Annotated in this window: 27 protein-coding genes; 23 read left to right on the top strand and 4 right to left on the bottom strand. The window is 62.9% G+C overall.

The genetic code is table 11. The annotated features are described in order from the left end of the window. Positions 1–111: 111 nt before the first annotated feature. Positions 112–354: a DUF433 domain-containing protein gene (locus U5S82_20510; GenBank protein ID MDZ7753960.1), complete on the top strand. Its 243-nt coding sequence runs from the start codon at positions 112–114 to the stop codon at positions 352–354. Further along, complete coding sequence (locus tag U5S82_20515; GenBank protein MDZ7753961.1) at positions 351–701, top strand: DUF5615 family PIN-like protein; 351 nt, start codon at positions 351–353, stop codon at positions 699–701. Before U5S82_20510 ends, U5S82_20515 begins: the two co-directional genes overlap by 4 nt. 99 nt (positions 702–800) lie before the next feature. Here U5S82_20515 and U5S82_20520 read toward each other — a convergent pair whose 3' ends face one another. Both U5S82_20520 and U5S82_20525 read right to left on the bottom strand, forming a co-directional pair. After that, entirely contained in the window at positions 801–1,157 is a 357-nt protein-coding gene (locus U5S82_20520; protein MDZ7753962.1) for a hypothetical protein, read from the bottom strand. After that, positions 1,154–1,390, bottom strand: coding sequence for a DUF6516 family protein (locus U5S82_20525; GenBank protein ID MDZ7753963.1), 237 nt, complete (start codon positions 1,388–1,390; stop codon positions 1,154–1,156). The genes U5S82_20520 and U5S82_20525 overlap by 4 nt, the downstream gene beginning before the upstream one ends. A 291-nt stretch (positions 1,391–1,681) precedes the next feature. Here U5S82_20525 and U5S82_20530 point away from each other — a divergent pair, with 291 nt between their 5' ends. The 4 genes from U5S82_20530 (at position 1,682) to U5S82_20545 (ending at position 4,069) form a co-directional block, all read left to right on the top strand. Then, positions 1,682–2,257: a Uma2 family endonuclease gene (locus tag U5S82_20530; GenBank protein MDZ7753964.1), complete on the top strand. Its 576-nt coding sequence runs from the start codon at positions 1,682–1,684 to the stop codon at positions 2,255–2,257. A gap of 96 nt (positions 2,258–2,353) precedes the next feature. Next, positions 2,354–2,620, top strand: a complete 267-nt coding sequence (locus tag U5S82_20535; protein MDZ7753965.1) for a type II toxin-antitoxin system RelE/ParE family toxin — start codon at positions 2,354–2,356, stop codon at positions 2,618–2,620. 349 nt (positions 2,621–2,969) lie between these two features. After that, on the top strand, positions 2,970–3,545 hold the full coding sequence (locus U5S82_20540; protein MDZ7753966.1) for a Uma2 family endonuclease: 576 nt from the start codon (positions 2,970–2,972) through the stop codon (positions 3,543–3,545). A 224-nt stretch (positions 3,546–3,769) separates the two neighbouring features. After that, a complete protein-coding gene (locus U5S82_20545; GenBank protein ID MDZ7753967.1) occupies positions 3,770–4,069 on the top strand; it encodes a BrnA antitoxin family protein in 300 nt (99 codons plus the stop codon). A 105-nt stretch (positions 4,070–4,174) separates the two neighbouring features. Here U5S82_20545 and U5S82_20550 read toward each other — a convergent pair whose 3' ends face one another. Together U5S82_20550 and U5S82_20555 are read right to left on the bottom strand one after the other, a co-directional pair. Then, positions 4,175–4,510: a type II toxin-antitoxin system HicB family antitoxin gene (locus U5S82_20550; GenBank protein ID MDZ7753968.1), complete on the bottom strand. Its 336-nt coding sequence runs from the start codon at positions 4,508–4,510 to the stop codon at positions 4,175–4,177. Next, complete coding sequence (locus tag U5S82_20555) at positions 4,507–4,761, bottom strand: type II toxin-antitoxin system HicA family toxin (GenBank protein ID MDZ7753969.1); 255 nt, start codon at positions 4,759–4,761, stop codon at positions 4,507–4,509. Before U5S82_20555 ends, U5S82_20550 begins: the two co-directional genes overlap by 4 nt. 414 nt (positions 4,762–5,175) lie before the next feature. Here U5S82_20555 and U5S82_20560 point away from each other — a divergent pair, with 414 nt between their 5' ends. From U5S82_20560 to U5S82_20640, 17 genes are all read left to right on the top strand, one after another. Continuing rightward, positions 5,176–5,328 (top strand): hypothetical protein, encoded by a 153-nt coding sequence (locus tag U5S82_20560; protein ID MDZ7753970.1) that lies wholly within the window; start codon positions 5,176–5,178, stop codon positions 5,326–5,328. 218 nt (positions 5,329–5,546) lie between these two features. Continuing rightward, positions 5,547–5,777 carry a DUF2283 domain-containing protein gene (locus tag U5S82_20565; GenBank protein ID MDZ7753971.1) on the top strand — a complete coding sequence of 77 codons (231 nt, stop codon included), beginning with the start codon at positions 5,547–5,549 and terminating at the stop codon, positions 5,775–5,777. A gap of 817 nt (positions 5,778–6,594) precedes the next feature. After that, the gene (locus U5S82_20570) at positions 6,595–6,885 is read left to right on the top strand and encodes a nucleotidyltransferase domain-containing protein (protein ID MDZ7753972.1); all 291 of its coding nucleotides are present in this window, start codon (positions 6,595–6,597) and stop codon (positions 6,883–6,885) included. Next, a complete protein-coding gene (locus tag U5S82_20575) occupies positions 6,882–7,109 on the top strand; it encodes a HepT-like ribonuclease domain-containing protein (GenBank protein MDZ7753973.1) in 228 nt (75 codons plus the stop codon). Before U5S82_20570 ends, U5S82_20575 begins: the two co-directional genes overlap by 4 nt. A 301-nt stretch (positions 7,110–7,410) precedes the next feature. Further along, positions 7,411–7,986, top strand: a complete 576-nt coding sequence (locus tag U5S82_20580) for a Uma2 family endonuclease (GenBank protein ID MDZ7753974.1) — start codon at positions 7,411–7,413, stop codon at positions 7,984–7,986. Between the two features lie 26 nt (positions 7,987–8,012). Beyond that, a complete protein-coding gene (locus U5S82_20585; GenBank protein MDZ7753975.1) occupies positions 8,013–8,258 on the top strand; it encodes a DUF6364 family protein in 246 nt (81 codons plus the stop codon). Then, the gene (locus U5S82_20590; GenBank protein MDZ7753976.1) at positions 8,255–8,662 is read left to right on the top strand and encodes a PIN domain-containing protein; all 408 of its coding nucleotides are present in this window, start codon (positions 8,255–8,257) and stop codon (positions 8,660–8,662) included. Before U5S82_20585 ends, U5S82_20590 begins: the two co-directional genes overlap by 4 nt. Before the next feature lie 220 nt (positions 8,663–8,882). Next, a complete protein-coding gene (locus tag U5S82_20595; protein MDZ7753977.1) occupies positions 8,883–9,038 on the top strand; it encodes a hypothetical protein in 156 nt (51 codons plus the stop codon). 13 nt (positions 9,039–9,051) lie between these two features. Continuing rightward, positions 9,052–9,975: a glucose-1-phosphate thymidylyltransferase RfbA gene (rfbA, locus tag U5S82_20600; GenBank protein MDZ7753978.1), complete on the top strand. Its 924-nt coding sequence runs from the start codon at positions 9,052–9,054 to the stop codon at positions 9,973–9,975. After that, positions 9,972–10,544: a dTDP-4-dehydrorhamnose 3,5-epimerase gene (gene rfbC / locus U5S82_20605; GenBank protein ID MDZ7753979.1), complete on the top strand. Its 573-nt coding sequence runs from the start codon at positions 9,972–9,974 to the stop codon at positions 10,542–10,544. The genes rfbA and rfbC overlap by 4 nt, the downstream gene beginning before the upstream one ends. Beyond that, positions 10,541–11,563, top strand: coding sequence for a dTDP-4-dehydrorhamnose reductase (rfbD, locus tag U5S82_20610; protein MDZ7753980.1), 1,023 nt, complete (start codon positions 10,541–10,543; stop codon positions 11,561–11,563). The genes rfbC and rfbD overlap by 4 nt, the downstream gene beginning before the upstream one ends. Next, positions 11,556–12,620: a dTDP-glucose 4,6-dehydratase gene (rfbB, locus tag U5S82_20615; GenBank protein MDZ7753981.1), complete on the top strand. Its 1,065-nt coding sequence runs from the start codon at positions 11,556–11,558 to the stop codon at positions 12,618–12,620. The genes rfbD and rfbB (U5S82_20615) overlap by 8 nt, the downstream gene beginning before the upstream one ends. A gap of 94 nt (positions 12,621–12,714) precedes the next feature. Beyond that, entirely contained in the window at positions 12,715–13,257 is a 543-nt protein-coding gene (locus U5S82_20620; protein MDZ7753982.1) for an oligosaccharide flippase family protein, read from the top strand. A gap of 282 nt (positions 13,258–13,539) precedes the next feature. Beyond that, positions 13,540–13,875, top strand: a complete 336-nt coding sequence (locus U5S82_20625; protein MDZ7753983.1) for an adhesin — start codon at positions 13,540–13,542, stop codon at positions 13,873–13,875. Next, entirely contained in the window at positions 13,872–14,102 is a 231-nt protein-coding gene (locus U5S82_20630; GenBank protein MDZ7753984.1) for a DUF4926 domain-containing protein, read from the top strand. The genes U5S82_20625 and U5S82_20630 overlap by 4 nt, the downstream gene beginning before the upstream one ends. Positions 14,103–14,439: 337 nt before the next feature. Beyond that, the gene (gene rfbB, locus U5S82_20635) at positions 14,440–15,315 is read left to right on the top strand and encodes a dTDP-glucose 4,6-dehydratase (GenBank protein MDZ7753985.1); all 876 of its coding nucleotides are present in this window, start codon (positions 14,440–14,442) and stop codon (positions 15,313–15,315) included. A gap of 175 nt (positions 15,316–15,490) precedes the next feature. Then, entirely contained in the window at positions 15,491–16,894 is a 1,404-nt protein-coding gene (locus tag U5S82_20640; protein ID MDZ7753986.1) for an oligosaccharide flippase family protein, read from the top strand.

Raw genomic sequence — 16,894 nt, forward strand, 5'->3', positions numbered from 1 at the left:
TCCAGTGAATCCGGCCTGCCGCGCCTGCCCCCCAAACCCCAGCCAAAGGGATGACGTGATAGCATGGCCCAGCCTTGTGCGCCGAGGGTCGGCGCTTGGGGGAAGAGATATATGAACTGGCAAAACCACATCGACTCCGACGCGGCAGTACTGGCGGGCAAACCCGTCATCAAGGGGACGCGTCTGTCCGTCGATTTCCTGCTCGGTCTTCTCGCGGAAGGATGGTCGGAGAGCGAAATCCTGGAGAACTACCCGCAGTTGTCCCGGCTGTCTCTTCGAGCGGTTTTTGCCTTTTCGGCAGAGTGCATGCGCGAGGAAGCCATCTACCCGCTGCAGAGCGGCGCCGGGCATTGAAGCTGCTCGCCAATGAAAACATCCCGATTGCCAGCGTATCCGCCCTGCGGGAAGCGGGATATGACATCCTCTCCATTACCGAGGAGGCACCGGGCCTAAGTGACGAGGCCGTGCTTCGCCGCGCCCAAGTGGAGGAGCGAATCGTGCTCACTTTTGACAGGGACTACGGCGAGTTGCTCTTTCGTAAGCGGCTGCCGGCTCCAGCCGGAGTCGTGTATCTGCGCTTCCTACCGGCGCATCCAAGGGAAGCCTTCGAACATTTCCAGCGCTTGATCGCAAGCGGGATCAAGCTCGTCGGCTCCTTCACGACGGCGGATCAGGAGCGGGTCATGCAGCGCCCCTTGTAAGAGGCGCGATGGAGCATCGCCATTTCTACCCCCAAACTCGCAATTCTCCTCTCTCTCACCGACTTATCCCCACCCGTCCTGCCACCCCCACCCCAGCAATCAGGCCGCATCCCGCACAGTGGCGTGAATGACCAACTCATCGAACGGTGCCGAAAGTTGGCCCCGGGGATCCTTCTCCAGGAGTTGCAGTTCCATCAGCCGGGCCACGTCGGTATGCACATTCTTGTAATCCCGCCCCAGTTTTCCCGCCAGCATATGCGTATTCAGCCCCGGTTGTTGAGCCACGAAACGCACCAACTCCAGGCGTTTTTCCGTAATGGCGGAAAACAATTCATGCAGGCTGCCGAAGACGATGCGGGGAGGGATATCCTCTCCGGCCTGGCTGCGGCGCCATGTATCGGCAAAAGTGTCCAATGCGGCCTGGGGCTTGAGTACCTCGAACTCGATCCGGCTCATATGTCCCACCTCCATCCGGCCAGTCGTGTGCAATCCTGGCTAAAATCCGTAACCAGCCGTTCCAGGGACTGGAAATGATAGGCCTCCTCCCTGTCACCATAGTGGCGATGGTCACCCTTACCGCGTTCATTGTCGTAACGGACCAGACACTCGTCACCGCTGCCACAGTAAAGCCGGTACTTCAGGCCGTGCGGTCGATGCATGTCCGCTTGTGGCAATGCCCAGATAACCATTTCGACCAGAATTCGGCCTTGCGTGGTCTTGTAGTAAAAGAGCTTCCTTGCGCGCACGATGGTATGTTAGACCATAACTCATACAGTGTAGAAGACCATATGGCAGCGGGCCAGTCGCCCGTCATCCCGGGCTTGCCCCGGCATCCACCTCTCTCCGTCATGCCGGGCTTGCCCCGGCATCCAGGGCGGCGGGCGTGGCGGCCGGGGCGGAACCACTGCGCTTGTCCTCTACGCCACGAGATGGGGCGAGTGCTACACTCATCACCCCAAGGAAAGCAAAGGAAGCCGCCCATGTCCGCAACCGCAGAGACCCTCGAGCGCCTGCACCGCCTGACGGTGGCGGACTACCACCGCATGGGCGAGGCCGGGCTGTTTGCCCCCGGAGCCCGTACGGAACTGATCGAAGGAGCGATTGTCGACATGACGCCCATTGGAAGCCGCCACGCAGGGACCGTCCGACACCTGACAACAGTGCTGCACCGGGTCTTGCAGGACAACCTGATCATTTCCGACCAGGCGCCCCTCATCCTGGAGAGTCTCTCCGAGCCTCAGCCGGACATAGCGGTGCTCAAGCCGAGTGCGGACTACTACAAGACCCGTCATCCCGGCGCGACTGACGTGATCCTGCTGGTAGAAGTGAGCGACACCAGCGTGGATTTCGGCCGCCACACCAAACTCCCCCTGTACGCCCACCACGGCATCCCCGAGGCCTGGCTGGTGGACCTGCCCGCCGGCGTCCTGGAGATCCACCGGGAGCCGGAGGAGGGCGCCTACACCCGCCTCGACCGCCTGGGCCCCGAGGATCTCGCCGCCGTGCCCCTGCCCGGCATCCCGGACACGACCATCGACCTCACCGGCCTCCTGTAGACGCCGACACTCCACAGCCCCAGCCGCCCCTCTACGTCCGCTATCGCCTGGAGAACCCGGGCCGGCGCTGGACTCAGGAAGAGTTGGAGCGCGACCTTGGCATGGAGGATTGAGTGGGACGACGCCGCAGTCAAGGAACTGCGCGGCCTGGACCGCCAGGTGCAACGGACCATCCTGCGTTATCTCCGGGAGCGTATTGCAGGCACCGAAGATCCTCGACGATTCGGCAAGCAACTGACGCGGGACTTGGCCGGCCTGTGGCGGTACCGCATCGGGGCTTATCGTGTCGTGTGCGAGTTCGAAGACGAACGCCTCAAGGAAAAGGCCGCCGAAGAGCCCATCCCTTGTAAGTCGGACCTGTAGGTCGGGCTTCAGCCCGACAGCCAGCGGCCGGTTCCGGCCCGGCGTGGGTGAGGGCGTCGAGACTGAATGTCGGGATGAATCCCGACCTACAATCGAGCCCTGGGAAGAGGCGCCGGTGATGTTTTGTAGGTCCGACCTGTGGGTCGGACCTGTAGGTCGGGCTTCAGCCCGACACCCTCGTCATGCCGGCCCCACCCCGACACTCCCCCAACCCGTCATGCCGGGCTTGCCCCGGCATCCAGGGCGGCGGGCGTGGCGGCCGGGGCGGAACCACTGCGCTTGTCCTCTACGCCACGAGATGGGGCGAGTGCTACACTCATCACCCCAAGGAAAGCAAAGGAAGCCGCCCATGTCCGCAACCGCAGAGACCCTCGAGCGCCTGCACCGCCTGACGGTGGCGGACTACCACCGCATGGGCGAGGCCGGGCTGTTTGCCCCCGGGGCGCGTACGGAACTGATCGAAGGAGCGATTGTCGACATGACACCCATTGGAAGTCCCCATGCTGGTGCTGTTATACGCCTCAACACCGCGTTCTCTCGCGTGGAAGGGCGCATTGGGATCATCGCCGTACAAAGCCCCGTAGTCCTCGGTGACCTCTCGGAGCCCCAGCCCGACCTGGCGTTGCTGCGCCCGCGGGAGGACTTCTATGCCCGCGCTCACCCCCGGCCGGAGGACGTCGTGCTCGTGGTGGAAGTGGCCGACACCACCGTCGCCTTCGACCGCCACACCAAGCTGCCCCTCTATGCCCGCTCTCGCCTCCCCGAGGCCTGGCTGGTGGACCTGCCGGCCGGCGTCCTGGAGATCCACCGGAGGCCGGAGGCGGGGGGCTACACCCGCCTCGACTGCCTGGGCCCCGACGACCTCGCCGCCGTGCCCCTGCCCGGCATCCCGGACACGACCATCGACCTCACCGGCCTCCTGTAGCCACGTAAGGCAGGTCAAGCGCAGCGCACCTGCCGGCCGTCGGGGCAACCCCCCACCGTCCCAACCGCCGAACCCCCCGCGCCTGCTGCCCCAAGCCCCTGCCAGAGCGCCCCCAATTCAAAATTCAAAATTCAAAATTGCCCCTCCCCCCACGCGCTATCCAACCACAGCCCCCTCGGTGACTTTTTTGACGCCGTGCATATTCGTGCATACACTCACGGTCAATGGACTACGAGTGGGATTCGGCCAAGGCCACGGCAAATCGAGAGATGAGGAAAGAGTACGACTTCACCAACGGCAAACGGGGCCCCGTGGTGGCAGCGCCGCCGGGGAAGACGCGGATCACCATCCGCCTGGATCAGGACGTGCTCGAGTGGTTCAAGGCCCAGGTGGAGGCCGTAGGTGGAGGAAACTACCAGACCCTGATCAACCAGACCCTCAGGGAGTACATGACAGAGGCGCGCGAGCCCCTGGAGGACACCCTGCGCAGAGTGGTGCGCGAGGAACTGCGCCACACCGGCTGAGGGGCAACATCCGAAGCCATCTACCCGCTGCAGAGCGGCGCCAGGCATTGAAGCGTGTAGCTGCGCAGGCGATGGATAGAGATGCCGTCGTCCGTAGCGAGGACGTTAGTCGGCCAACTCGTCTTTCAATGCCGCCTCCACCAGTGCATTCAAGCTGACGCCCGCCGCTGCGGCAGCGGCTGTTGCGCGTTCATGTAATTCCGGTGGAATTCGCACGTTGAATCGGCCCGAATACTGCTTCCGGGGTTCGACGCCGTCCTCCTCGCACATTTCAAGGAACACCTTCAGCGAGGTCGCGCCTTCCCGCTTCAACCCCTGGATGTCGCGGGCGTAGAAATCGGCACTACCATTCAGGCCGATAAACTCGCCCCGGAACATCTCGATCTCCGGGTCGTACAGAATCACTGCCTTTACACCGTCGATCTCCATTAAATTCATCATGGCCTCACCCCATTTTCGCTCAACCATTCGCGAATCGCCGCCACTGCACCCTTGTCAGTATTCGGAGAAGGATGGGGCCGATGAAATACCCGCCGCTCACCGAACAGTCTCACACCAATCCGGGAACCTTCCCGCTCGGTCAGCTCGGCACCCAACTCGACCAGCAGCCCCTCAATGTCCTGCCACTTCACGTTTGCGCTGGGTGGGCGCCGATAGAGCAGTTCAAGCGTTCGCTGGTGTTTTCGCTTCATCAAATAATGGTACCGTACCGCGGTACCATTTCAAGTCCCTCGCGGATGGGCCACTCACCACCCCCGCACCGACGGCCCCGCCCCGGCACTCCCCAACCCGTCATGCCCAGTGCGACCAGCAACCTCACCGGCCTCCTGTAGTCCCGTAGGGCAGGTCAAGCGCAGCGGACCTGCCGGCCGTCGGGGCAACCCCCCACCGTCCCAACCGCCGAACCCCCGCGCCTGCCCCCCCAAGCCCCCGCAAAAGCGCCCCCAATTCAAAATTGCCCCTCCCAGCCCGTCATGCCGGGCTTGCCCCGGCATCCAGGGCGGCGGGCGTGGCGGCCGGGACGGAACCGCTGCGCCTGTCCCCGGCGCCATGAGATGGGGTGAGTGCTACACTCTTCACCCCAAGGAAAGCAAAGGAAGCCGCCCATGTCCGCAACCGCCGAGACCCTCGAGCGCCTGCACCGCCTGGGCGAATGGCTGGCCGAGCAGAGCCTGGGCAAGCCCAGTGGCTTGAGAGAAATTTATATCGATGAAGCGCATCATATGGACAGACTATTTCGAATATCGGGTAAAACTTAGAGGGTTTGATCTATCAAATATAGAAGAAGTACTCAGGTATAGTACGGAGAGATATTACGATACTGCCACAAACAGATTAGTTGTTGTCGGAAAGGATGCTGGCATTATGGTTATTATCCCGCATGAGATTGATGATGAGAACAATATCGCTCCTTTTACAGTACATGCTACAAGTCGACAGCAAATTAACTACAGAGTAAAGAGTGGGAGATATGAAAATGAATGACTCTAAAATGACCTGCTTTCAAAAGGAAGATATTTTGCATTTGGCAATATCAGATGAGAAGGAAGCTGCGAGCGTTGAAGTAAGTCCAAACATTACTGCAGAGTTAAATGGTGAAGGTGAGCTTATAGGAATAGAAATACTTGGAGCTAGTAAATTCTTGAGGGACTCTATATTGGAATCAACACAAGCCAAGCTACTACAGCTATCTAATAAAGTCGCATAACGAAAGCGTAAAATCGGACCCACCAAACCTCTTTGATTCTTTGATTCTTTGATTTCGGCTAGATCTGCCGCAACACTGTCACGGGATCAAAAAGGCGCATGGGAACAAAAAGGCGCATGGGATTATCAGTAGAGGGTTCAAAAATCCCATAGCGCTGATAAAAGCACAGTGCAGATTTATCCAGCACATCCAGTATCAAGCCTGGCTCACGGTGGGGCAGCCCATCCCTTGCAGGTCGGGCTTGTAGATCGGAGTTCAGTCCGACACCTCCCCCACTGTCATGCCGGGCTTGCCCCGGTATCCAGGGCGGCGGACGTGGCGGTCGGAGCGGTGCCACTGGTTTGGGAGGGTGCGCCAGCCCTGGATTACTCGCTGCGCTCGCCCTTCGGGCGGCCCTGCAGGCGTTTAACGCTTCGCATTGGTCCGGCCTTCGCCGGAATGACGCCGTGCTTCGCCGCTCCCAAGTGGAGGAGCGAATCGTGCTCACTTTTGACAGGGACTACGGCGAGTTGCTGTTTCGTAAGCGGCTGCCGGCCCCGCCCCCGCACCCCCCAACCCGTCATGCCAACTGCGACCATCGACCTCACCGGCCTCCTGTAGCCCCGTAGGGCAGGTCAAGCGCAGCGGACCTGCCGGCCGCCGAGGCAACGCCCCACCGCCCCAACCGCGGAACCCCCGCGCCTGCTCCCCCAAGCCCCTGCCAAAGGGCCCCCAATTCAAAATTGCCTTCCCCCCTCCCGGCTATTTGCTTCGCGGTAGATGATCGGAAAGCGTAAACTTCAGTGGATTGGGCGTAAAAACAGGCAGGAGCACCATTATGCTGCTGGATGAACTGCGAGCGAGACGTGACCAGATCGCCGAGCTGGGCGGGCGTTATGGGGCCCGCCGCATTCGAGTGTTCGGTTCTGTTGCCCGGGGCGAGGAGCGCTCAGACAGTGATGTGGATTTCCTCGTGGAGCTGCCTCGCGGGTATGACCTGTTTGGGCAACGTCTACCCCTAACCGAAGGGCTTGCGGACCTGCTCCATCGCCACGTGGAGCTGGTACCCGAACACGAACTCAACCCTCATATTCGACAGCGGGTGCTGGAGGAGGCGGTAGAGCTGTGACCAAACCATGGCGGCCGTACGCGCTGCATATCCTGGACGCCATCGCCAGGATCCGGCGCATTCAGGCGCGGGGCGACCTGACGCAGGACGAAATTCTCTACGATGCCGCCTTGCGAAATCTGCAGACCCTGTCCGAGGCAACACAGCTACTGCCAAACCATAAGAAGGCGGGCTGCCCCCCGTGCCAATATGAGTTGCGACACCTACCCCCGAGAGATCAGTGAGTAAAGAGGTAGGTATGAAGATCAACCAGCAGTCGAAGGTGCCCATGCACGCAGAGAATGTTTCTTCCGATCCGGGCGCATCGCAAGGAGCCCGTAGGGCGACTGAAGATGCGCCCGGATCGGCGCCGCCCCCGATCCCGCCCGGCAGCGATTCCGAGGTGGTGCCGCGTGCGCGTCGCCGCACCTTCACCAACGCCGGCAGGCGTGGCGGCCGGGGCGGAACCACTGTGCTTGTCCCCTACGCCATGAGATGGGGCGAGTGCTACACTCATCACCCCAAGGAGAGCAAAGGAACCCGCCCGTGTCAGCAACCGCCGAGACCCTCGAGCGCCTGCACCGCCTGACGGTGGCGGACTACCACCGCATGGGCGAGGCCGGGGTGTTTGCCCCCGGGGCGCGTACGGAACTGATCGAAGGAGCGATTATCGATATGGCACCTATCGGTTCGACCCATGCCGGGGCGCTGAAGCGGTTGAACGCGGCTATTTCCCGCGTTGTCGCAGATAAGGGTGTCTTGTCCGTACAGGATCCTGTCGTCCTCGGCGACCTCTCGGAGCCCCAGCCCGACCTGGCGCTCCTGCGCCCGCGGGAGGACTTCTATGCCCGCGCTCACCCCCGGCCGGAGGATGTTTTGCTCGTGGTGGAAGTGGCCGACACCAGCGTCGCCTTCGACCGCCACACCAAGCTCCCCCTGTACGCCCGCCACGGCATCCCCGAGGCCTGGCTGGTGGACCTGCCGGCCGGTGTCCTGGAGATCCACCGGAGGCCGGAGGAGGGCGCCTACACCCGCCTCGACCGCCTGGGCCCCGACGACCTCGCCGCCGTGCCCCTGCCCGGCATCCCGGACGCCACCATCGACCTCACCGGCCTCCTGTAGCCCCCCGTATCGTTTGGAGTAAACCTGTGGAATCAGAGAATGCCAAGCTAACCATCCGTTTGCCCAGGAAAGATTTGGAGTTTGCAAAGGCTTATTCCCGTGCCCACGGGCTCAGCGTGACGGAGTTCATCGACCGCTACTTGCGCCGGATGCGCGCCCTGGAGCAGCACACCCCCGGTCTTGAGCTGGAAGCCATTACAGGCCTGGTACCAGCCGATGTAGACGCAGAATCCGAGTATCGGCGCCACATTTCGGAGAAGCACGGCCGTTGATCCTCGTGGACCTCAATGTGCTGTTGGATGTTATCCAGCAGCGCGAGCCCCATTATCGAGCGTCCGCGGCCGTCCTGGAGGAAGTCGTCCGGCGGCGGGTGGAAGGTGGCCTCGCGGCCCATGGACTGACCACCGCGCACTATCTGGTCCGGCGCTACCAGGACGGGCCGACCGCCGATGGGGCTGTGGATTGGCTGCTTCGTTATTTCACTATCCTCGGGGTGGGGCAGGTGGAGCTGGTGCGGGCGCGGGGTTTGGGGTGGCAGGATTTCGAGGACGCAGTGGTCGCGGCCGTCGCCGAGGCCAGTGGCTGTGCGGCCATAGTCACGCGCAACGTAAAGGACTTTGCCGCCTCCCCCGTAGCGGCCTTGACGCCGGAGGAGTATCTGGCCAGCACTGTCTGAATGCTCGCCAAGGCATCCACCCCTTCTTCATCCTGCAGCCGCAGCGGCGCAACCGCCGCGCCCGTTCCCCCACGCCCCCTGTCAAAGCGCACCCAATTCAAAATTCAAAATTAAAAATTGCCTCTCCACCTGCCAACCCCCTCACAAAAACCCACAGCAATTCATGATCCGTTAATATACCCCCGCGATAATGGAGGAAACGCGGAGGAACCGGCATCCCATGGCCATACTGAACATCAAGAACTTCCCCGACGACCTCTACGAGCGCCTCAAGGAAAAGGCCGCCGGCGAGCGGCGCTCGGTGTCCCAGGAGGTCATCGTCATGCTGGAAGCCATGCTCCGTAACGAAACCTCCGAGCCGCCGCAAACCCGTTGATTGGCCTGGCATTATGACCAACACCATCAAGGGCATCATCCTCGCGGGCGGCTCCGGTACGCGGCTCTATCCCCTCACCCGGGCCATGAGCAAGCAGCTCCTGCCCGTGTACGACAAGCCCATGGTCTACTACCCCCTGTCGGTGCTGATGCTCGCCGGCATTCGGGACATCCTCATCATCTCGACGCCGGAGGACCTGCCGGGCTTCCAGCGCCTGCTCCAGGACGGCAGCCAGGTGGGCCTCAACATCACCTACGCCGAGCAGCCCCGCCCCGAAGGCCTGGCCCAGGCCTTCACCATCGGGCGGGGCTTCATCGGCCATGATCGGGCTAGCCTGATCCTGGGGGATAACATCTTCTACGGCCACGGCCTGACCGACTCCCTGGCCAGCGCCGTGGCCCAGGAGACCGGCGCCACCGTGTTCGCCTACCGCGTGCGCGACCCCGAACGCTACGGCGTGGTGGATTTCGACACCGCAGGCCGCGCCATCGCCATCGAGGAAAAACCCGCCAAACCCCGCAGCAACTACGCGGTTACCGGCCTGTACTTCTACGACAACGACGTCGTGGACATCGCCGCCGGCCTCGAGCCTTCCCCCCGCGGCGAGCTGGAGATAACCGACCTCAACGCCCACTACCTCGGGCAGGGCCGCCTGCACGTGGAGAAGCTCGGGCGCGGCATTGCGTGGCTCGATACCGGCACCCACGAATCCCTGCTCCAGGCCGGCGCCTTCATCGAGACCATCGAGGAGCGCCAGGGCCTCAAGGTGGCCTGCATCGAGGAGATCGCCTACCGCATGGGGTACATCGGCGCCGAACAGCTGGCGGCCCTCGCGGACCCCCTCACCAAGAACCAGTACGGCCACTACCTCAAAGACATATTGGCCGAGGATGGAAGGGCCGAGGATGGCGGGGCCGAGGACGGACACCCTTCATGAAAGCCGCACCCCTGGCCATCCCCGAGGTGCTCCTCATCGAACCGGACGTGTTCGGGGACAGCCGCGGCTACTTCCAGGAGACCTGGCACGCGAAGAAATACGCCGAGTTGGGGTTGCCCGCCGACTTCGTCCAGGACAACCACTCCCGCTCGACCCGCGGTGTCCTGCGCGGCCTCCATTACCAACTGGACCACCCCCAGGGCAAGCTGGTGCGGGTGGTGACGGGCGCGGTGTTCGACGTGGCGGTCGATATCCGCCGCGGCTCGCCCACCTTCGGCCACTGGGCAGGCGCCGAACTCACCGAAGAGAACTTCCACCAACTGTACGTACCGCCGGGCTTCGCCCACGGCTTCTGCGTGCTCTCGGAGACCGCGGACTTCCTTTACAAGTGCACCGACTTCTACGCCCCCGAGAGCGAGCACGGCATCATCTGGAACGACCCCGACATCGGCATCCAGTGGCCGGCCCCCGGCGGCGCGGCCGACTTCCGCATCTCCGACAAGGACCGCGCCAACCGCCGGCTCCGCGACATGGTGGACGTCCTGCCCGCCTACGAGGCCACGCCGTGAAGGTGGCCGTCACCGGCGCCGGCGGCCAGCTCGGCACCGATCTCGTCCGCCTGTTGCGCGCCGAGGGCCACGACGTGCTGCCCCTGCACACCGCCGACATCGACTTCGCCGTCCCCCAGGGCGTGGCGGACGCCATCCGCGCCACGGCGGCCCATTGGGTGGTCAATTGCGCCGCCTACACCGCCGTCGACAAGGCCGAGGAAGAGCCCGACCTGGCCCTGCGCATCAACCGCGACAGCGCTGGCGAAGTGGCCCGGGGCGTGGCCGCCGGCGGCGGCCGGCTGGTCCACATCTCCACGGACTTCATATTCGACGGCACCCAGAGCCGCCCCTATACCGAAGACGAGCCCGCCAACCCCCTCGGTGCCTACGGGCGCAGCAAATGGGAGGGCGAGCAACAAGTGCGGCGCCACCTCCCCGAGGCCGTCATCCTGCGCACCGCGTGGGTCTATGCCGCCCACGGCCGGAACTTCGCCCGCACCATCCTGCGCCTGGCCGCCGAGCGCGAGCAGCTCAAGGTGGTGGACGACCAGGTGGGCACCCCCTCCTGGACCGCCGACATCGCCCGCGCCGTCCTCGCCCTGATGCGCGCCGAGGCCACGGGCACCTACCATTTCACCAACGAGGGCGTGGCCTCCTGGTACGACTTCGCCCAGGCCATCGTGGAAGAGGCCCGCCCATTGGGCATGGAGCTGGCCCTCCGGGAACTCCTGCCCATCCCCACGGTGGATTACCCCACCCCGGCCACCCGCCCCGCCTACTCGGTCCTCAGCAAACAGAAGATCCGGCCGCTGTATGGGGAACCCATCCCCCACTGGCGCGACAGCCTGCGGGCAATGCTGAGAGAGCTGATCGAACAGGAAGCTTCTATTCCTCGGGGACAGGACTATCAGCAAACTTCCCCTCTCCCGCAAGGAAGGGGCTATCAGCAAACATCCCCTCTCCCCCCGGGAGAGGGCCATCACCAAACTTCCCCTCTCCCCCCGGGAGAGGGCCAGGGTGAGGGGAATCATGCCTAGGAACATCCTCATCACCGGCGGCGCCGGCTTCATCGGCTCCAACTTCGTCCACTACTGGCTGGCCCACCACCCCGAGGACCGCGTGGTCAACCTGGACCTGCTCACCTACGCCGGCAACCTGGCGAACCTGACCCAGGTGGAAGACCATCCCCATTACCGCTTCGTCAAGGGCGACATCTGCGACCGCGCCCTGGTGGCGCAGGTCATGGCGGAGGAGAGCATCGATACCGTGGTCAACTTCGCCGCCGAGTCCCACGTCGACCGTTCCATAACCGGGCCCGAGGAGTTCATCCGCACCAACGTCCACGGCACCTTCACCCTGCTGGACGTGGCCCGTACCCTGTGGGCGGAAGACCCCAACTGCCGTTTCCTGCATGTCTCCACCGACGAGGTCTACGGCAGCCTGGGGCCCGACGATCCGCCCTTCACCGAACGCACGCCCTACGCCCCCAACAGCCCGTACTCCGCCTCCAAGGCGGCTTCGGACCACCTGGTGCGCGCCTACCACCACACCTACGGCCTGCCGGTGGTCACCACCAACTGCTCCAACAACTACGGCCCCTACCAGTTCCCGGAAAAGCTCATCCCCCTCGTCATCCTCAACGCCCTGGAGGGCAAACCCCTGCCGGTATACGGGGACGGCAAGAACATCCGCGACTGGCTGTACGTGGAGGACCATTGCAGCGGCATCGACGCCGCGCTGCACCGGGGCCGGGTAGGGGAGACCTACAATATTGGTGGCAACAACGAGATCCACAACATCGACATCGTGCGCACCGTATGCCGCCTGCTGGACGACAAGGTGCCCGCCGACCGCCCCCGGGAGGAACTGATTACCTTCGTCAAGGACCGCCCCGGCCACGACCGCCGCTACGCCATCGACGCCACCAAGACGGCCACCGAGCTGGCCTGGGAACCCGCCCACGGCTTTACCGGAGGCATCGACAAGACCGTGGACTGGTATTTGGCCCACCGCCCCTGGTGCGAGGCCGTGCGCAACGAGACCTACCAGCGCTATTACGCCCAACAATACGGCGGCGGAGGCAACCCGGCATGATCCAAGCCCCAGCGCCGAAGGGACGCCTCCTCCCGCCCTCTCTCGCTAAACCCCCTCTCCCCCTGGGAGAGGGCCGGGGTGAGGGCCCTCCCCCATGACCACGGACGCCCAACAAGCCACCATGGCGGCCCCCCCGGAAACGCCCCAAAAGCCCCGCCGCAACCTCGCCCAGCGCCTGCTTTCCGGCGCCGCCTGGGTCTTCGCCGCCAAGATCATCGGCGTCACCAGCGGCCTCGCCATCAACGCCTTCCTGGCGCGCATGCTCCCGCCCGAAGAAATGGGGGCCTATTTCCTCATCACCAGCGTCGTCATGTTCGCAGCCATCGTCGCCCGATTCGGCCTCAAACAGACCGTAGTGCGCCTGGTGGCGGAATCCATGGCTACCGGCCAACCGGGCAGGGCCCGGGCTACCCTGCGTATCGTCTACGTCATCGTCACCCTGGGCGCCCTCATCGTCGGAGGCGGCTACTACCTGGGTTTTGGCACTTGGCTGGCCGAGGATGTCTTCTCCATCCCGGTCCTGGCCAGCGTCACCGGCCTTACTGCCCTGTGGATTGCTGTCTTAGCCTTCCAAACCCCCGTGGCCGAGACCCCCCGCGCTTGCTTCCCATGCGTTCTGCACCTGACGCGGCGCTGAACCCAGAACGGCCAGCGCTTCTAAAGCAACGCCCGGAATCTAGTGGCGACCTGTACGCTTGCGCGCAGGATTGCCCGCAGTCCAGAGTTGGGGCTGGAAGTCGGCCGGGGCATGAATGAAGGCGGCGTAAGTGGCCTCGATTCGAGCCAGGCGTCGTCAGATGGTGGCCAAAAATTGCCATCAACCGACACAATAGGGCAGGCTATCCCGAAGCTAGCCGGGCGCAGCACAAGCGCCAATTATGGCGGGCCGGGAATAACCTGACCAATGGATAAGGTTGTGATGCTGCCCAATACAGAACTGGCTGTCATCGTCGAAGAAAAAGTCCGTGATTATCTGCTGTCGGATACCCACCCCCTGGGAAGATTCAAGGCGGCAATATTCCGTGGCCTTGGTTACCGACAAAGCGAATGGAGCCGTTTGTCAGCTGACTTGAAGGGCTTTTTGTCAAAGGAAGCCAACCCTCAGGAATCGACCAAGTATGGGCAGAAGTATGAAATTCGGGGTAGGTTAACGGGGCCAAATGGAAAGTCAGTGTACTTGGTAACGGCCTGGATCGTCCTAAGGGGGGAGGATTTTCCTCGATTTATAACCGCATACCCGGGGGAACGAAAATGACCATCAAGGTGCTGGATACCGTCGTATTGAAACGAGATATCGCCGAGCATCATCTCAAGAGCGGTGATCTTGGCGCAGTAGTGGAAGCTTATGAGCCGGACGGAATCGAAGTCGAGTTCGTTATGGGGACCGGTAAGACCCATGCGTTAGTGACACTGACGACGAATGATGTACGGTCGCTGTCGGAATCAGATGTTCTATCTGTAAGGTCCGAACACGCTGCCTGAGAGAAGAATTCCGCAGCATCCGGCCCTGGCCGGGCATATAGGCCGGGACAACGGCCGCACGTCCGTTTTCGGCATCCCGGACGCGACCATCGACCTCACCGGCCTCCTGTAGCCCCGTAGGGCAGGTCAAGCGCAGCGGACCTGCCGGCCGCCCGGGCAACCCCCACCGTCCCAACCGGCCAACCCCCGCGCCTGCCCCCCCCAAGCCCCTGCCAGAGCCCCCTCAATTCAAAATTGCCTCCCCCCCTGCCAACCCCCTCACAAAACCCCACAACAATTCATGATCCGTTAATATACCCCGGCGATAATGGAGGAACTGCGGAGGAACCGGCGTCCCATGGCTATACTGAACATCAAGAACTTCCCCGACGACCTCTACGAGCGCCTCAAGGAAAAGACCGCCGAGTCCCACGTCGACCGTTCCATAACCGGGCCCGAGGAGTTCATCCGCACCAACGTCCACGGCACCTTCACCCTGCTGGACGTGGCCCGCACCCTGTGGGCGGAAGACCCCAACTGCCGTTTCCTCCATGTCTCCACCGACGAGGTCTACGGCAGCCTGGGGCCCGACGATCCGCCCTTCACCGAACGCACGCCCTACGCCCCCAACAGCCCGTACTCCGCCTCCAAGGCGGCCTCCGACCACCTGGTACGCGCCTACCACCACACCTACGGCCTGCCGGTGGTCACCACCAACTGCTCCAACAACTACGGCCCCTACCAGTTCCCGGAAAAGCTTATCCCCCTGGTCATCTTGAACGCTTTGGAGGGCAAACCCCTGCCGGTATACGGGGATGGCAAGAACATCCGCGACTGGCTGTACGTGGAGGACCATTGCAGCGGCATCGACGCCGCGTTGCACCGGGGTGGGGTAGGGGAGACCTACAACATCGGCGGCAACAACGAGATCCACAACATCGACATCGTGCGCACCGTGTGCCGCCTGCTGGACGACAAGGTACCCGCCGACCGCCCCCGGGAGGACCTCATCACCTTCGTCAAGGACCGCCCCGGCCACGACCGCCGCTACGCCATCGATGCCACCAGGACGGCCACCGAGCTGGCCTGGGAACCCGCCCACGGCTTCGCCGGGGGCATCGACAAGACCGTGGACTGGTACCTGACCCACCGCCCCTGGTGCGAGGCCGTGCGCAACGAGACCTACCAGCGCTATTACGCCCAACAATACGGCGGCGGAGCCAACCCGGCATGAGCCACGCCCCATCGCCGAACGGAGGCCTCCTCCCGTCCTCTCTCGCTAAACTCCCTCTCCCCCTGGGAGAGGGCCGGGGTGAGGGCCCTTCCCACTTACTCCCCCTCCCCCTGGGAGAGGCACTATTCTTACTCCCTCTCCCTCTGGGAGAGGGCCGGGGTGAGGGCCCATCCCCATGACCACGGACGCCCAAAAAGCCACCATGGCGCCCCCCCCGGAAACGCCCCAAAAGCCCCGCCGCAACCTGGCCCAGCGCCTGTTGTCCGGCGCCGCCTGGGCCTTCGGCGCGAAAATCATCGGCGTCACCAGCGGCCTCGCCATCAACGCCTTCCTGGCGCGCATGCTTCCCACCGATGAAATGGGGGCCTACTTCCTCATCACCAGCGTTGTCATGTTCGCGGCCATCGTTGCCCGCTTCGGCCTCAAGCAGACCGTAGTGCGCCTGGTGGCGGAATCCATGGCGACCGGCCAACCGGGCAGGGCGCGGGCCACCCTGCGTATCGTCTACGTCATCGTCACCCTGGGCGCCCTCATCGTAGGCGGCGGGTACTACCTGGGTTTCGGCACATGGCTGGCCGAGGATGTCTTCTCCATCCCGGTTCTGGCCAGCGTCACCGGCCTCACCGCCCTGTGGATTGCTGTTTTAGCCTTCCAAACCCCCGTGGCCGAGACCTTCCGGGGGCTCCACGATATCCGCCTGGCCGTTTTCCTGGACGGCATCCTGGCCAGCGCGTTGTTGGCGTCAGTCCTCGCTGTTTTCTGGTTCAATGGCCTGAAGGTGGACTTTGCTCAGGCCGTCCTGCTGTCCTTGGTGATGGCGGGGGTGAGTCTATTGTTCGGGATGCTGTTGTTTCTAAGAAGGGTCCATGTGTTTGAAGGGGAGGGGGATGTTGGAACCAAGGAAGTAGTGGCAATTTCGAGCCCACTCTTCGTAACCAATATCGCAAATCAAGCGATGACGAACTTCAGCCTATGGATTGCTGGAGCGTATCTTGTCGCCGAAGATGTAGCGCTGTACGGAGCAGCCTGGAAGTTGGTCGCGCTGGTGTCGCTTCCGTTGCTATTGATGAATATGTCAGTCCAGCCCTTCATTGCGCAACTCTATGTGACGGACAAAAAAGCACGCCTACAGAATGCGCTGCGGGGAACCGCTACGCTAGCCGGCGTGCCCGCAATGATAGTGCTCATAGCATTCATCTTGGCCGGCGCGACTATTCTAGAAGTGGTTTACGGTACTCACTATAGAGAAGCCGCGACAGTGCTTACTATTCTAAGCCTAGGCCTAATGGCAAACGTCGCTACTGGTTCATGCGGGATGGTGCTCGCCCTTACTGGGCACCAAAAAGCGCTGATGCAAGTAACCATTGCCGCAAGCCTGATCTCCGTCTCTCTAACCGTTCTAGGCGCCCAATATGGCGGGCTAGTTGGGATAGCAAGTGGTGTAGCCGTGGGCCGTGCCTTGCAGAATCTTCTGAACTGGTTAGTTACCCGCCGAAAGACAGGCCTCTGGACACACGCGACTGTTAGTCCTTCATTTGTTGGCCAAGCATGTAATCGAGTTCTTAGTCGTTCAACTTAA

Source organism: Gammaproteobacteria bacterium (assembly GCA_034522055.1).
GTDB lineage: Bacteria > Pseudomonadota > Gammaproteobacteria > JAABTG01 > JAABTG01 > JAABTG01.

Coding starts and splice junctions, on each gene's coding strand:
- U5S82_20510 (MDZ7753960.1), top strand. CDS start 112: ATGAACTGGCAAAACCACATCGACTCCGACGCGGCAGTACTGGCGGGC.
- U5S82_20520 (MDZ7753962.1), bottom strand. CDS start 1,157: ATGAGCCGGATCGAGTTCGAGGTACTCAAGCCCCAGGCCGCATTGGAC.
- U5S82_20525 (MDZ7753963.1), bottom strand. CDS start 1,390: ATGGTTATCTGGGCATTGCCACAAGCGGACATGCATCGACCGCACGGC.
- U5S82_20530 (MDZ7753964.1), top strand. CDS start 1,682: ATGTCCGCAACCGCAGAGACCCTCGAGCGCCTGCACCGCCTGACGGTG.
- U5S82_20540 (MDZ7753966.1), top strand. CDS start 2,970: ATGTCCGCAACCGCAGAGACCCTCGAGCGCCTGCACCGCCTGACGGTG.
- U5S82_20545 (MDZ7753967.1), top strand. CDS start 3,770: ATGGACTACGAGTGGGATTCGGCCAAGGCCACGGCAAATCGAGAGATG.
- U5S82_20550 (MDZ7753968.1), bottom strand. CDS start 4,510: ATGATGAATTTAATGGAGATCGACGGTGTAAAGGCAGTGATTCTGTAC.
- U5S82_20555 (MDZ7753969.1), bottom strand. CDS start 4,761: ATGAAGCGAAAACACCAGCGAACGCTTGAACTGCTCTATCGGCGCCCA.
- U5S82_20560 (MDZ7753970.1), top strand. CDS start 5,176: ATGTCCGCAACCGCCGAGACCCTCGAGCGCCTGCACCGCCTGGGCGAA.
- U5S82_20565 (MDZ7753971.1), top strand. CDS start 5,547: ATGAATGACTCTAAAATGACCTGCTTTCAAAAGGAAGATATTTTGCAT.
- U5S82_20570 (MDZ7753972.1), top strand. CDS start 6,595: ATGCTGCTGGATGAACTGCGAGCGAGACGTGACCAGATCGCCGAGCTG.
- U5S82_20595 (MDZ7753977.1), top strand. CDS start 8,883: ATGGCCATACTGAACATCAAGAACTTCCCCGACGACCTCTACGAGCGC.
- rfbA (MDZ7753978.1), top strand. CDS start 9,052: ATGACCAACACCATCAAGGGCATCATCCTCGCGGGCGGCTCCGGTACG.
- rfbC (MDZ7753979.1), top strand. CDS start 9,972: ATGAAAGCCGCACCCCTGGCCATCCCCGAGGTGCTCCTCATCGAACCG.
- rfbB (MDZ7753981.1), top strand. CDS start 11,556: ATGCCTAGGAACATCCTCATCACCGGCGGCGCCGGCTTCATCGGCTCC.
- U5S82_20620 (MDZ7753982.1), top strand. CDS start 12,715: ATGACCACGGACGCCCAACAAGCCACCATGGCGGCCCCCCCGGAAACG.
- U5S82_20625 (MDZ7753983.1), top strand. CDS start 13,540: ATGCTGCCCAATACAGAACTGGCTGTCATCGTCGAAGAAAAAGTCCGT.
- U5S82_20630 (MDZ7753984.1), top strand. CDS start 13,872: ATGACCATCAAGGTGCTGGATACCGTCGTATTGAAACGAGATATCGCC.
- rfbB (MDZ7753985.1), top strand. CDS start 14,440: ATGGCTATACTGAACATCAAGAACTTCCCCGACGACCTCTACGAGCGC.
- U5S82_20640 (MDZ7753986.1), top strand. CDS start 15,491: ATGACCACGGACGCCCAAAAAGCCACCATGGCGCCCCCCCCGGAAACG.